Source organism: Duganella sp. 3397, assembly GCF_031456625.1.
Classification (GTDB): Bacteria; Pseudomonadota; Gammaproteobacteria; order Burkholderiales; family Burkholderiaceae_D; genus Rugamonas; species Rugamonas phyllosphaerae.
On sequence record NZ_JAVDVB010000007.1, the window covers coordinates 19,222 to 32,411 of the forward strand.

At 62.1% G+C, this 13,190-nt stretch carries 13 protein-coding genes; all 13 read left to right on the forward strand.

The features are described 5' to 3' along the window. Positions 1-250: 250 nt before the first annotated feature. The 13 genes from J2X54_RS21140 (at position 251) to J2X54_RS21200 (ending at position 13,190) form a co-directional block, all read left to right on the forward strand. Positions 251-1,024, forward strand: coding sequence for a TorF family putative porin (locus J2X54_RS21140; RefSeq protein ID WP_310183348.1), 774 nt, complete (start codon positions 251-253; stop codon positions 1,022-1,024). Between the two features lie 11 nt (positions 1,025-1,035). After that, the gene (locus tag J2X54_RS21145) at positions 1,036-1,374 is read left to right on the forward strand and encodes a P-II family nitrogen regulator (RefSeq protein WP_008444920.1); all 339 of its coding nucleotides are present in this window, start codon (positions 1,036-1,038) and stop codon (positions 1,372-1,374) included. A gap of 10 nt (positions 1,375-1,384) precedes the next feature. Then, entirely contained in the window at positions 1,385-2,914 is a 1,530-nt protein-coding gene (locus J2X54_RS21150) for an ammonium transporter (protein ID WP_310183355.1), read from the forward strand. Between the two features lie 179 nt (positions 2,915-3,093). Continuing rightward, positions 3,094-4,395 (forward strand): glutamate--cysteine ligase, encoded by a 1,302-nt coding sequence (gene gshA, locus J2X54_RS21155; protein WP_070250919.1) that lies wholly within the window; start codon positions 3,094-3,096, stop codon positions 4,393-4,395. 235 nt (positions 4,396-4,630) lie between these two features. Further along, complete coding sequence (gene gshB / locus J2X54_RS21160) at positions 4,631-5,578, forward strand: glutathione synthase (protein ID WP_070250921.1); 948 nt, start codon at positions 4,631-4,633, stop codon at positions 5,576-5,578. A gap of 71 nt (positions 5,579-5,649) precedes the next feature. Further along, entirely contained in the window at positions 5,650-6,051 is a 402-nt protein-coding gene (locus tag J2X54_RS21165; RefSeq protein WP_026637766.1) for a PTS sugar transporter subunit IIA, read from the forward strand. Positions 6,052-6,120: 69 nt separating this feature from the next. Then, positions 6,121-6,390: an HPr family phosphocarrier protein gene (locus tag J2X54_RS21170; protein ID WP_070250923.1), complete on the forward strand. Its 270-nt coding sequence runs from the start codon at positions 6,121-6,123 to the stop codon at positions 6,388-6,390. A 44-nt stretch (positions 6,391-6,434) separates the two neighbouring features. Continuing rightward, positions 6,435-8,183 carry a phosphoenolpyruvate--protein phosphotransferase gene (ptsP, locus tag J2X54_RS21175; protein WP_310183362.1) on the forward strand — a complete coding sequence of 583 codons (1,749 nt, stop codon included), beginning with the start codon at positions 6,435-6,437 and terminating at the stop codon, positions 8,181-8,183. A gap of 185 nt (positions 8,184-8,368) precedes the next feature. Continuing rightward, positions 8,369-9,544, forward strand: a complete 1,176-nt coding sequence (locus tag J2X54_RS21180; protein WP_310183364.1) for a homoserine O-acetyltransferase — start codon at positions 8,369-8,371, stop codon at positions 9,542-9,544. Continuing rightward, complete coding sequence (metW, locus tag J2X54_RS21185; RefSeq protein WP_070250930.1) at positions 9,541-10,146, forward strand: methionine biosynthesis protein MetW; 606 nt, start codon at positions 9,541-9,543, stop codon at positions 10,144-10,146. The genes J2X54_RS21180 and metW overlap by 4 nt, the downstream gene beginning before the upstream one ends. A 2-nt stretch (positions 10,147-10,148) precedes the next feature. After that, on the forward strand, positions 10,149-11,405 hold the full coding sequence (locus J2X54_RS21190) for an AmpG family muropeptide MFS transporter (protein ID WP_310183366.1): 1,257 nt from the start codon (positions 10,149-10,151) through the stop codon (positions 11,403-11,405). Beyond that, the gene (locus J2X54_RS21195; protein WP_310183368.1) at positions 11,392-12,282 is read left to right on the forward strand and encodes a M48 family metallopeptidase; all 891 of its coding nucleotides are present in this window, start codon (positions 11,392-11,394) and stop codon (positions 12,280-12,282) included. The genes J2X54_RS21190 and J2X54_RS21195 overlap by 14 nt, the downstream gene beginning before the upstream one ends. Next, positions 12,282-13,190, forward strand: a complete 909-nt coding sequence (locus tag J2X54_RS21200; RefSeq protein ID WP_310183370.1) for a pseudouridine synthase — start codon at positions 12,282-12,284, stop codon at positions 13,188-13,190. The genes J2X54_RS21195 and J2X54_RS21200 overlap by 1 nt, the downstream gene beginning before the upstream one ends.

Genomic DNA, 13,190 nt, shown 5'->3' on the forward strand with positions numbered 1-13,190 from the left:
GCGTCCGTGTATCGGTGTGGTGCAAATTCAAGCAGCGCGGCCAACTTTTCTTCCAAATTGTCACTTTTGTCAGATGGGGCGCCCGGTCGCCCATGACAAAGCAGCCCAAGCAGCTATCTACCAGGCAACGTTAGCTGGCACGCATTCTGCTATAGAAGCCATGGAATGCTTACCGCTTCGCTTTACAAGGATTTTACCCGCATCGCATCAAGTATCTGTATTCAGTTTCGATAACTACAAGGACAAAATGATGAAGAGCCAAAACAAAAGCCTGACCCGGACCCTGACAGCAGCAGCGTTGACCTTGGCATTCGCCACCATGAGCGCTTCGGCGCTGGCCCAGGAAGCCGCACCTGCCGCTGCCGAACCTGTACCAGACAACCAGATCACCTATAACGTCGCCGCAGTCAGCGATTACCGTTATCGCGGCATTTCGCAAACCCGTCTGCAACCAGCCGTGCAGGGCGGTGTTGACTATGTCAACAACCCCACCGGTGTGTATGTTGGGGCCTGGGCCACCAATATCAAGTGGATCAAGGACGGCGGCGGCGATGCTTCGTATGAATTCGACATCTACGCGGGCAAGCGCGGCCAGATCACCGATACCTTTGCCTACGACGTCGGCGCGCTGTACTACGCTTACCCGTCGAACAAGCTGGCCACCAGCGCCAATACCTTCGAATTGTATGCCCAAGTCAGCGCCGGCCCGTTCTCGGTGAAATATTCGCACTCGACCAGCAACCTGTTTGGCACCGCCGACAGCAAGAACAGCGGCTACCTCGACGGCCAGTTCAACTACGACGTCTATGACGGCTATGTGCTCAACCTCCATGCCGGCCACCAGAACGTCAAGAACAACGGCGCTCTCAGCTATAGCGACTACAAGGTTGGCGTGACCAAGGACTTCGGCGTGTTCTCTGTTGCCGTTGCCGGCATCAAGACCAATACCGATGCCTACGTTGGCCGCAACGGCAAAAACCTTGGTAAATCTGGCGCTGTCGTCACCATTTCCAAAACTTTCTAAGCGAGGCTCTCATGAAAATGATTACCGCCATTATCAAGCCGTTCAAGCTTGATGAAGTCCGCGAAGCCCTGTCGGCCATCAACGTGCAAGGCATCACGGTGACCGAAGTAAAAGGTTTCGGCCGGCAAAAAGGGCATACCGAGCTGTATCGTGGCGCCGAATACGTGGTCGACTTCCTGCCGAAAACCAAGATCGAAGCAGCCGTGGACGACAGCATCGTCGAACAGGCGATCGAGGCGATCGAAGGCGCAGCCCGCACCGGCAAAATCGGCGACGGCAAGATCTTTGTGTACAACCTGGAACAGGTGATCCGCATTCGTACCGGTGAAACCGGCAACGAAGCTCTTTAAGGGGATTTAGATGAAGAAAACTATAACAACCTTGTTAGCTGGGGTCTCTCTGCTGTTCGCGCTTGCCGCACCTGTCCATGCGCAAGACGCCAAGCCGGCCGAGGCGCCGGTGGCTGCCGCCACCGCTGCCGCACCGGAAGCTGCACCAGCCGCGCCCGCCGCCGCGCCGGCTGCCCAAGTTGCACCGGCCGCTGCACCCGCTGCCGCGCCAACGCCCCAGAAGGGCGACAATGCCTGGATGATGGTTGCCACCCTGCTGGTGGTCATGATGACGATTCCCGGCCTGGCGCTGTTCTACGGCGGCCTGGTCCGTTCCAAGAATATGCTGTCGATCCTGATGCAGATCTTCATGATCTTCGCCGTGATCGTCGTGTTGTGGTGCATCTACGGTTACTCGCTGGCTTTCACCGAAGGCAATGCGTTCTTCGGCAACCTGCATGACCGCACCTTCCTCAACAATATCTACGACCCGGTCAAGGGCACCTTCGCCTACGCCGCCACCTTCAGCAAGGGTGTGGTGATTCCGGAGTTCATGTTCGTCGCCTTCCAGGCCACGTTTGCAGCGATTACCTGCGCGCTGATCGTCGGCGCCTTTGCCGAACGCGCCAAGTTCACCGCCGTGCTGCTGGTCGTGGTGATCTGGTTCACCTTCTCGTACCTGCCGATCGCCCACATGGTCTGGTTCTGGACCGGCCCTGATGCGATCAAGGACGCCGCCACCCTGGCCACCGAAACCGCCAAAGCCGGCTACCTGTTCCAGCACGGCGCGCTCGACACCGCCGGCGGTACCGTGGTGCATATCAACGCCGCTGTTGCCGGCCTGGTCGGTGCTTACGTGATCGGCAAACGCGTCGGCTACGGCCGCGAATCGATGGCGCCGCACTCGGTGACCATGACCATGATCGGCGCTTCGCTGCTGTGGGTAGGCTGGTTCGGTTTCAACGCCGGTTCGCCGCTGGAAGCGGGCGACATCGCGGCACTGGCCTTCATCAACACCCTGCTGGCAACCGCTGCCGCCACCGTGTCGTGGGTCTTCGCCGAATGGATCTTCAAAGGCAAACCATCGATGCTCGGTGGCGCTTCGGGTGCAGTCGCCGGCCTGGTGGCGATTACTCCTGCCTGCGGTTTCGTCGGTCCGATGGGCGCACTGATCATGGGCCTGCTGGCCGGTGTGATCTGCCTGTGGGGCGTGAACGGCCTGAAACGCCTGCTGGGCGCCGACGACTCGCTGGACGTCTTCGGCGTGCACGGCGTGGGCGGCATCCTGGGCGCCATCCTGACCGGCGTGTTCGCTGCGCCATCGCTGGGCGGCCAGGGCATTTTCGACTACGTGGCCAACAAGCCATCGCCAGACTACTCGATCAGCGGCCAGGTGCTGATCCAGGCCACCGGCGTGGGCGTGACCATCGTCTGGTCGGCCGTGGTGGCATTCATCGCCTTCAAGCTGGTGGACATGGTGATCGGCCTGCGCGTACCGGAAGAAGAAGAACGCGAAGGCCTGGACATCACCACCCACGGCGAGTCCGCCTATCACATGTAACCCGACAGGTAATTGCTGTCATTCTTGTCAAGAAGGCCTCCGCACTCGCGTGCGGGGGCTTTTTTCATTCCCGCCTTTAAAATAGGGGTATCGCCCCGATGTAGCTTATCCACAAGGTAATATTCGGTGTTTCAGCGTGCCTGGAGGGTCGTCCTCCCGCATCATTTAAGGAAGTAATCATGGTTCCCCATCTCGCCACCGCCCTGACCGGCCCGCTCCACGACCTCGAAGAGAAAATCCTGGCCGCCACTCCCGCCATCGAGCGCTGGTTCCGCCTGGAGTGGCAAGAGCACACGCCGCCGTTCTATTGCTCGGTCGATATGCGCAACGCTGGCTACAAGCTGGCGCCGGTGGACACCAACCTGTTTCCCGGCGGTTTCAACCACCTGGCCACCGAAATGCTGCCATTGTCGGTGCAGGCCGCCATGGCCGCGATCGACAAGTATTGCCCCGATGCGCGCAACCTGCTGTTGATCCCGGAGCTCACCCAGCGCCACCCTACCTACTGGCAAAACATCGCCCGCCTGATGCAGATTTTCCGCCAGACCGGGCTGCACGTGCGCCTCGGTTCCCTGTCGCCCGACGTCACCCAGCCCACCCCGATCGCTCTGCCGGACGGCAATATGCTGGTGGTCGAACCCTTGGTGCGCTCGGCCAATGGCCGCCGCGTGGGCCTGAAAGATTTCGATCCGTGCACCGTGCTGCTCAATAACGACCTGTCGGCCGGCATTCCCGACATCTTGCAAAATATTCATGAGCAAAGCCTGCTGCCGCCGCTGCACGCGGGCTGGGCGCTGCGCCGCAAGAGCAACCACCTGAATGCGTATGACGAAGTGGCAAAGAAATTCGGCAAGCTGATCGGTGTCGATCCGTGGATGTTCAACCCGCTGCACGCCAAGTGCGACGCGGTGAACTTCCGCACCGGCGAGGGCTACGAGTGCCTGGCCGCCAATGTCGATACGCTGCTGTCGAAAATCAAGAAGAAGTACAAGGAGTACGGCATGAAGGAGCAAAAGCCGTTCGTGATCATCAAGCCCGACGCCGGCACCTATGGCACCAGCATCCTGACCATCAAGGATTCCAGTGAAATCAAGGACTTGACCCAAGCCCAGCGCGACAAGATGATCGTCATCAAGGATGGTAAAGAGGTGACCGACTTCATCATCCAGGAAGGCGTGCCCACTTTCGAGAGCATCAAGGACGACGTCGCCGAGCCGGTCGTGTACATGATCGACCGTTACGTGGTCGGTGGCTTTTACCGCGTCCATGCCGAAAAAGGCGTCGACCAGAACCTCAATGCGCCGGGCTCGCAGTACGTGCCGCTGGCGTTCGCCCAGCAGCACGCGGTGCCCGATTTGAAAGCCAAGCCGGGCACGGCGGCGCCCAACCGGTTCTACGTGTACGGCGTGGTGGCGCGGCTGGCGCTGCTGGCGGCGTCGCTGGAGATGGAGCGGACGGATCCGAATCCGGAGGTTTATTAATCAGGAGATCGCCGGATCAGCGGGTTTGGATCCCCGCCTGCGCGAGGATGACGGATTTGAAGCCTGCGGCCGCAGAGCGGCCATCGCGTGTGCGCGAGTATGACGGTTTTAAAGCCGGCGACCGTAGTGTCGTCATCCTCGCGAACGCGGGGATCCATGGTCCGTCAGCGTCCCCCAAATCATCCCTGCACCAAATCTCGGCTAAAATCAGTGCTTCACTCCACCGGATGCACCCATGAAAATTGCTTTCCTCGCTGATGCCTTGTCCACGTTCAAGACCTACAAGGACTCCACCTACGCCATGATGGTCGAGGCCAACCAGCGCGGCCATGCCGTGTACGCCTTCGAGCAAAAGGATATGGCAGTGCTGGGCGGCATCGCGACAGCCAAGGCGTCGCAGATCAGCTTTACCGGCGACGCCACCGACTGGTACCGCGCCGCCCCGGCGGTGGAGACCAACCTGGGCGAGTTCGACGCCATCGTTCAGCGCAAGGATCCGCCGTTCGACATGGAATACATCTACGGCACCTACATGCTGGAACTGGCCGAAGCCCAGGGCGCCAAAGTTTTCAACAAGCCGTCGGCCATTCGCGATCACAGCGAAAAGCTGGCGATTGCACAGTTCAGCCAGTACACGTCGCCCACGCTGGTGACGGCCGACGAGGCCCGTATCCGCGCCTTCCAGGCCGAACATGGCGACATCATTCTGAAGCCTCTGGACGGCATGGGCGGCACCGGCATCTTCCGCGTCAAGCCCGACGCCATGAACCTTGGGGCGATTATCGAGACGCTGACCCAAAATGGTGCAACGACCATCATGGCCCAGCGCTTCATCCCGGACATCGCCAAGGGCGACAAACGGATCCTGGTGATCGCCGGCAAACCGGTACCGTTTTCACTGGCGCGCATTCCGCAAAATGGCGAGGTGCGCGGCAACCTGGCCGCTGGCGGCCTCGGCGTGGCCCAGCCATTGACCGAGCGCGATTTCGAGATCGCCAACGCCATCGGCCCGACCCTGGCCGCGCGCGGCCTGCTGCTGGTCGGCCTGGACGTGATCGGCGACTGCCTGACCGAAGTCAACGTCACCAGCCCAACATGCTTCCAGGAAATTACCCAGCAGGCGGGCTTCCCGGTGGCGGCCACCTTCATCGACGCGGTCGAAGCGGCCGTGTCGGCGGGTTAAAAAGATGCAAATTCAAAATAATTTTGCCGGACGGCCTCAATTTAGTCCGCGCTCACTGGCGGATTAACAATATGGTTGGCATACTGCTTATGACGCACGCGCCGCTGGGACAGGCATTCATTGCCGCCTGCGCGCACGTGTTTCGCGGCCCCACCGAGCTGCTGGAAGCGATCGACGTGATCGCCGACCAGGATCTCGGGCAAGTCCAGCAACTGGCGGCGGCGGCGATCAAGCGGCTCGACGACGGCGACGGCGTGCTGGTGATGACCGACGTCAAGGGCGGTACGCCGTCCAATTGCTGCGACCGCCTGGCGGACGCGGGCAGGGTGGAAGTGATCGCCGGCATCAGCTTGCCGATGCTGTTGCGGGCCATTACTTACCGCCGCGATACGCTGGACGTGGTCGTCGAGATGGCCCTGGCCGGCGCGCAAAGTGGTGCGGTGCGCGTCGATAACCGGATTCGCGTCGGATAAAATTCGACTGGCGCGGGTTTTTTTAGAGTGCGGCTTTCTCGCAGTTTTTCTCGAAGAGACAAGATAAATATGATTCAACAAGAACTTGAGATTATCAACAAGCTCGGCCTGCACGCACGCGCGTCCGCCAAATTCACCCAGCTGGCCGCCAAGTTCCAGAGCGATGTCTGGCTGAGCCGCAATTCCCGCCGCATCAACGCCAAGTCCATCATGGGCGTGATGATGCTGGCCGCCGGCAAGGGCGCCAAGGTCCTGCTCGAAGCGGACGGCGCCGACGAAAAGGAATGCGTGGCTGCCCTCACTGCACTGATCAACGACAAGTTTGGCGAAGGCGAGTAATGCCCTCGGATCGCGGCCGCGCCCGTCCTTATTCCGGCGCCCCCATGGCTTCGTTTACCCTGCACGGCATCCCGGTGTCGCGCGGGATTGCGATTGGCCGCGCGCATAAACTGGCGCCGGCCGCGCTCGACGTCAAGCATTACCTGGTCGCCGAAGAACACCTCGAAGCCGAAGTGCTGCGCCTGCAGCAGGCGCTGGCCCAGGTTCACAAGGAACTGCAAACCCTGTGGAACGAGCTGCCCAAGGATGCACCCACGGAGCTGGGCGCGTTCATCGACGTCCACGCGCTGATCCTGTCCGACCCCATGATTTCCGAGGCGCCGCTCGACATCATCCGCGCGCGCCACTACAACGCCGAATGGGCGCTGCTGACCCAGATCGATGAACTGTCGGCGCAGTTCGACGAAATCGAAGACCCGTACCTGCGCGAGCGCAAGGCCGACATCCAGCAAGTGGCCGAGCGGGTATTAAAAGTCCTGATGGGCACCGAGCAGATCCTGCCGCCGCCAGTCAAGGTCGGCGACGACGAATTCCAGCCGCAGATGATCATCGTCGCGCACGACATTTCGCCGGCCGACATGCTGCAATTCCGCGACCGCTCGTTCATCGGTTTTGTCACCGACGTCGGCGGCCAAAACTCGCACACGGCGATTGTCGCCCGCAGCCTCGACATCCCGGCGGCCGTGGGCATGTCCGACGCATCGACCCTGATCGAGCAGGACGACTGGCTGATCATCGACGGCGACGCCGGCGTGGTCATCGCCAATCCCAGCGTGGTGGTGCTCGAGCAGTACCGCGACCGCCAGAACGCGGCGATCCGCGCCCGCAAGAAGCTGGGCAAGCTGCGCAAGACGCCGGCGATTACCAGGGACGGCACCGAGATCACGCTGCTGGCCAATATCGAACTGCCCGACGATTGCCCGGCCGCGATGGAGGCGGGCGCCAACGGCGTGGGGCTGTTCCGCTCCGAGTTCCTGTTCATGGGCCGCAAGGGCAAGATGCCGTCCGAGGACGAGCAGTTCGAGCAGTACAAGAAAGCGGTGGTGGCCATGAAGGGCCGGCCGGTGACGATCCGAACGCTCGACATCGGCGCCGACAAGCCGCTCGACCAGGCCGAGCACACCGCACTGAACCCGGCGCTGGGCTTGCGCGCGATCCGCTACTGCCTGGCCGAGCCGCAGATTTTCCTGATCCAGCTGCGTGCGATCTTGCGCGCGTCGGCATTCGGCAAGGTGCGCATCCTGATCCCGATGCTGGCGCATGCGTTCGAGATCGACCAGTCGCTGGCCATGATCGCGCAGGCGAAAGCGGAGCTGCGCGAAGAGCACGTCAAGTTCGACGAAAATGTCGACGTCGGTGCCATGATCGAAATTCCGGCCGCCGCGTTGGCGTTGCCCATGTTCGTCAAGCGCATGAACTTCCTGTCGATCGGCACCAATGACCTGATCCAGTACACGCTGGCGATCGACCGGGTTGATTATGAGGTCGCGCACCTTTACAATCCGCTGCATCCGGCTGTGCTGCAATTGATCGCCATGACGATTGCGGCCGGGCATAAAGCCGGGATCGACGTCGCCGTGTGCGGCGAAATGGCGGGCGACGTCAAGCTCACCCGCCTGTTGCTGGGACTGGGGCTGCGCGAGTTCTCCATGCATCCGGCACAACTGCTCTCGGTCAAGCAGGAAATCCTGAACAGCGACCTTGCGCGCATCATGCCGCAAACCCGCAAGATCATGCGCTCGATGGAACCCAATGTCATTGCAGACGCGGTCGAACAATTACAATTGATGTAAGCAGTGTGCTACAAAATGCCCACAGCGTCGTTCTGGCTCCTAGCCGTACATTCGTACTGTCTTCGTCGCCATGCCTAGCTGTGAACATTTTGTAGCACGCTGTAGTAGTTGGTGGGACCCATCCTCGCGGTCCCATCCTGATAGATGGCCCGTGGGGCCGCCCCAATAAAAAAATCGAAACCACCATGTCATCCCTGGGATACGTCACCCCGCAAACCATGCATTTCGCCGAACCGCTGCCGCTGCAAAGCGGCGCACAGCTGCGCGACTACATGCTGATGTACGAAACCTACGGCACCCTGAACGCCGACAAATCCAACGCGGTGCTGGTCTGCCATGCGCTCAACGCTTCGCACCACGTGGCCGGCGAATACGAAGGCACACCGAAAAGCACCGGCTGGTGGGACAATATGGTCGGCCCGGGCAAGTCGCTCGACACCGACAAGTTCTTCGTCATCGGCATCAACAACCTCGGCTCCTGCTTCGGCTCCACGGGCCCCATGCACACCAACCCGGTCACCGGCAAGCCGTACGGCGCCGCGTTCCCGGTCGTCACCGTGGAAGACTGGGTCAGCGCCCAGGCGCGCCTGGCCGACCGGCTGGGCATTACGCAGTTTGCCGCCGTGATGGGCGGTTCGCTCGGCGGCATGCAGGCGCTGGCCTGGAGCATCATGTACCCGGACCGCCTGCGCCACTGCGTGGTGATCGCGTCCACCGCCAAGCTCTCGGCGCAAAATATCGCTTTCAACGACGTTGCGCGCCAGGCGATTCTGTCCGACCCCGACTACCACGGCGGCGACTTCTACGAGCACGGCGTAGTGCCCAAGAATGGGCTGCGGGTGGCGCGCATGGTCGGCCACATCACGTATTTGTCGGACGACGACATGGCGGAAAAGTTCGGCCGCAAGCTGCGCAGCGTCGCCGACGACATTGCGGCCACCGGCACCTACAAGTTCGACTTCGGCGTGGACTTCGAGATCGAATCGTACCTGCGCTACCAGGGCGACAAGTTCAGCGAATACTTCGACGCCAACACGTACCTGTTGATCACCAAGGCGCTCGATTATTTCGACCCGGCGCGCCACCACGGCGGCGATCTGTCGAAGACCCTGGCAGCCACCCGCGCCAAGTTCCTGCTGGCGTCTTTCACCACCGACTGGCGCTTCTCGCCCGAGTGCAGCCAGGAAATCGTCAAGGCCCTGATCGACAACCGCCGCCAGGTGACCTACGCCGAGATCGACGCGCCGCACGGCCACGACGCCTTCCTGCTGGAAGACCCGCGCTACCTGAACCTGGTGCGCGCGTACTACGACCGGGTATGGAACGAGCTGAACGACATCAACAGCAAGGAGGCCGCATGAATTTCAACGACTTGAGCGCGGCCCGTCCCGACCTGGCTTTCATCGCCCACTGGGTGCCGCCCAGCGCCCACGTGCTCGACGTCGGTTGCGGCGACGGCGTGATGATGGACTACCTGCAAAGCGACAAGCGCTGCAGCGGCTACGGCATCGAGATCGCCGACGACAAGGTATTGGCCAGCACCCGCCGTGGCGTGCAGGTGGTGCAGCAGGATATGGAAAACGGCCTGGCGCTGTTTGGCGATAACAGTTTCGACACCGTCTTGTGCCTGTCATCCTTGCAGATGATGAAGCACGTGGAAGCGCTGCTGCGCGACATCGTCCGGGTGGGCAAGGAGGTGATCGTCTCGTTCCCCAACTTCGCCTACTGGCCGCACCGCGTGGCGCTGCTGCGCGGGCGCATGCCGGTATCGAAATCGCTGCCGTACGAATGGCACGACACGCCCAACCTGCGCTGCGCCACCATCAACGATTTCCGCGACCTGGCGCACGACTGCGGCGTGGAAGTGATCGACTGCGTGGCGCTGGCCGAAGGCAAACGCGTCGATTTCCTGCCCAACCTGCGCGGCGATTTGGCGGTATTCCGCCTCCGTAAGAAAGCATAGCGATGACCACCCCGGAACAGAAGAAAAGCTGGATCAGTTACCTGAACGGCCGCACCATCTCGATCCTGTTCCTGGGCTTTAGTTCCGGGCTGCCGCTGTACACGCTGATCTACCTGATGCAGGCGTGGCTGGCCACGGCCGGACTCGATGTCAAGGCGCTTGGCCTGTTCGGCCTGATGACGTTCCCGTACACGTTCAAATTCCTGTGGGCGCCGCTGATGGACCGCTACAGCATTGGTACGCTGGGCCGGCGCCGGGGCTGGATGGCGGTTACGCAGATCGGCCTGTTCCTGGTGATCGGCGGCGTGGGCATGTTCGACCCAAAACAGGAGCTGACCCTGATCGTGCTGGCAGTGGGGGTCATCGCGTTCCTGTCGGCCAGCCAGGACGTGGTGATCGACGCCTACCGCCGCGAAATCCTGGCCGAAGAAGAGCAGGGCCTGGGCGCCGCCATCATCGTCAACGCCTACAAGGCGGCCAGCCTGATCCCCAGCGCGCTGGGGCTGGTGCTGGCCGACACCATGTCCTGGCAGTCCGTGTTCTGGATCGTTGCCGCGTTCATGCTGCCCGGTTTTATCTGCACCCTGCTGGCGAAAGAGCCGGCCGTGTATGGCGCGCCGCCGAAAAATCTGCAAGAGGCGATCGTGCTGCCGTTCAGGGAATTCATCCTGCGCGATGGCTTGAAACAGGCGATCATCATCATCATGTTCGTGCTGCTGTATAAAATCGGCGACACCATGGCCACCGCCCTATCGACCAAGTTCTTCCTCGATATCGGCTTTACCACCAAGCAGATCGGCCTCGCCGCCAACGCCACCGGCTGGTGGGCCAGCCTGGCCGGCGGCGCGGTGGGCGGCATCTGGATGATCAAGCTCGGCATCAACCGCGCGCTGTGGGTGTTCGGCGTGCTGCAGGCGCTTGCCATCCTCGGTTTTGCCTGGCTGGCCGAGGTGGGGCCCGATCCGTTCCTGCTCAGCGCAGTCTTCGGCTTCGAGGCGTTTGCCAGCCTGGGGCTTGGATCGGCAGCGCTGGTGGCGTTCATGTCGCGCGCCACCGACCCGCGCTACACGGCCACGCAGTACGCGTTGTTTTCCAGCCTGGCTGCGGTACCGCGCACATTCATCAACGCATCGGTAGGGTATATTGTCGCGGAAACCGGTTGGTTCTGGTTCTTTATGGTCTGCTTCATGCTGGCTTTCCCGGCCATGCTGATGCTCCCTAAAATCGCCCCATGGAATAAACGAGATGAAAAAGCTTAAATTCAACAGCGCCGCACTGGCGCTGGCCTGTGCGATGAGCGTGCTGCCGGCGCTGCCGGCGTTTGCCCAAAACGACGGCATCCCGGTCGAAAAAATGTCGCGCATGCGCAGCATCGGCGGCGACGCCGACCAGGTCAACCAGCAGTCGAAGCTGCAGTACGACCAGATGCTCAAGCAGGCCCACGACAAGGACCAGGTTGCCACCGACAGCAACCCGCAGTTGATACGCCTGCGCGCGATTGCCGACCGCCTGATCCCGTTCACCAAGCGCTGGAACCCGGATGCGGCCAACTGGAAGTGGGAAGTCAACTTGCTCAATTCGCCGACCGTCAATGCGTTCTGCATGCCGGGCGGGCGCATCGCGTTCTACAGCGGCATCCTGACCAAGCTCAATCTGACCGACGACGAAGTGGCGGCGGTGATGGGCCACGAGATTGCCCACGCGCTGCGCGAACACGCGCGCGCGCAGGCCGGCAAGAACGCGGTGACCAGCACCGTCGCCCGCGTGGGCGGCTCGCTGATCGCCGGCTACTTCGGCCTTGATCCGCGCCTGGGCGACGCCGGCGGCAGTGCCGTGGCGCAGGTCTCGGCGCTGAAATTCTCGCGCAGCGACGAATCCGAGGCTGACCTGGTGGGCCTCGACCTGGCCGCGCGCGCCGGCTACGATCCGCGCGCCGGCGTGGCGCTGTGGCAGAAGATGGCGGCGATTAACAAGAGCCAGCCGATCAGCTTCCTGTCCACCCACCCGACCGGCAGCGACCGCATCAGGAACATGAACGACCACATGAACCTGGTGCTGCCGGTGTACGCCCGCGCCAAGGGGCTCGACGCCAACAAGCTGCCGCCATACCGTTCGCTGGCGCTGCCGAAATCCTGATGCCGGTGCGGTCCCCGGCAGATCGGCATCCGCTGCCGATGCGCGACGGCGTCGCGCCCAGCTACTTGTGGCTGCCGGAGGGCCAGTGGCCCGACATGATCACCTTCCTGGCCGCGCATTTTGCCGATGTGCCGGAGTCCACCTGGCGCGAGCGCATGGCACGCGGCCACGTGGTCGATGGCGACGGCACACCGCTGGCGCCGCACAGCGCCTACCGCCGTGGCATGCGCATCTTTTACTACCGCGAGCTGGAACAAGTCGAGACGCCGATCCCGTTCCAGGAACAGATCCTGTTCATGGACGACCACTTGGTGGTGGTCGATAAACCGCATTTTCTGCCGATGACACCGACCGGCCGCTTTTTGCACGAGACGCTGCTGGTGCGGCTGAAAAAATCACTGGGCGAACCGGCGCTCACGCCGATCCACCGCCTGGACCGCGAAACGGCCGGCGTGGTGATCTTCTCGCGCCGCCAGGAAAGCCGGGGCGCGTACCAGTCGCTGTTCCAGCAGCGCGTGATCGAAAAAGAGTACGAGGCGCTGGCGCCACGCCTCGATGGCGTGCAGTTCCCGTTCACGTACCGCAGTCGCATGGTGGACGGCGACAAGTTCTTCCTGATGAAAGAGGAACAGGGCGCGCCGAACTCGGAGACCATCATCGACGTCATCGAGCACGGTGCTGACTGCACGCGCTATCGCCTGTTCCCCCATACCGGCCGCAAGCACCAGCTGCGCCTGCACCTGTCTGCGCTGGGCATCCCGATCCGGAACGACGCCTTTTACCCGCTGGCGCTGCCAAGCGGCCCGGACGACTACGAGCGCCCGTTAAAACTGCTGGCGCGCCGCATCTGCTTCCTCGATCCGCTCAGCGGCGACTGGCGCGAGTTTTCGAGCCAGCGCAATTTGTAG

Bases quoted from the DNA above. Each gene is read 5' to 3' on its own strand.
- J2X54_RS21140 (WP_310183348.1), top strand. From the start codon at position 251: ATGAAGAGCCAAAACAAAAGCCTGACCCGGACCCTGACAGCAGCAGCG.
- J2X54_RS21145 (WP_008444920.1), top strand. From the start codon at position 1,036: ATGAAAATGATTACCGCCATTATCAAGCCGTTCAAGCTTGATGAAGTC.
- J2X54_RS21150 (WP_310183355.1), top strand. From the start codon at position 1,385: ATGAAGAAAACTATAACAACCTTGTTAGCTGGGGTCTCTCTGCTGTTC.
- gshA (WP_070250919.1), top strand. From the start codon at position 3,094: ATGGTTCCCCATCTCGCCACCGCCCTGACCGGCCCGCTCCACGACCTC.
- gshB (WP_070250921.1), top strand. From the start codon at position 4,631: ATGAAAATTGCTTTCCTCGCTGATGCCTTGTCCACGTTCAAGACCTAC.
- J2X54_RS21165 (WP_026637766.1), top strand. From the start codon at position 5,650: ATGGTTGGCATACTGCTTATGACGCACGCGCCGCTGGGACAGGCATTC.
- J2X54_RS21170 (WP_070250923.1), top strand. From the start codon at position 6,121: ATGATTCAACAAGAACTTGAGATTATCAACAAGCTCGGCCTGCACGCA.
- ptsP (WP_310183362.1), top strand. From the start codon at position 6,435: ATGGCTTCGTTTACCCTGCACGGCATCCCGGTGTCGCGCGGGATTGCG.
- J2X54_RS21180 (WP_310183364.1), top strand. From the start codon at position 8,369: ATGTCATCCCTGGGATACGTCACCCCGCAAACCATGCATTTCGCCGAA.
- metW (WP_070250930.1), top strand. From the start codon at position 9,541: ATGAATTTCAACGACTTGAGCGCGGCCCGTCCCGACCTGGCTTTCATC.
- J2X54_RS21190 (WP_310183366.1), top strand. From the start codon at position 10,149: ATGACCACCCCGGAACAGAAGAAAAGCTGGATCAGTTACCTGAACGGC.
- J2X54_RS21195 (WP_310183368.1), top strand. From the start codon at position 11,392: ATGAAAAAGCTTAAATTCAACAGCGCCGCACTGGCGCTGGCCTGTGCG.
- J2X54_RS21200 (WP_310183370.1), top strand. From the start codon at position 12,282: ATGCCGGTGCGGTCCCCGGCAGATCGGCATCCGCTGCCGATGCGCGAC.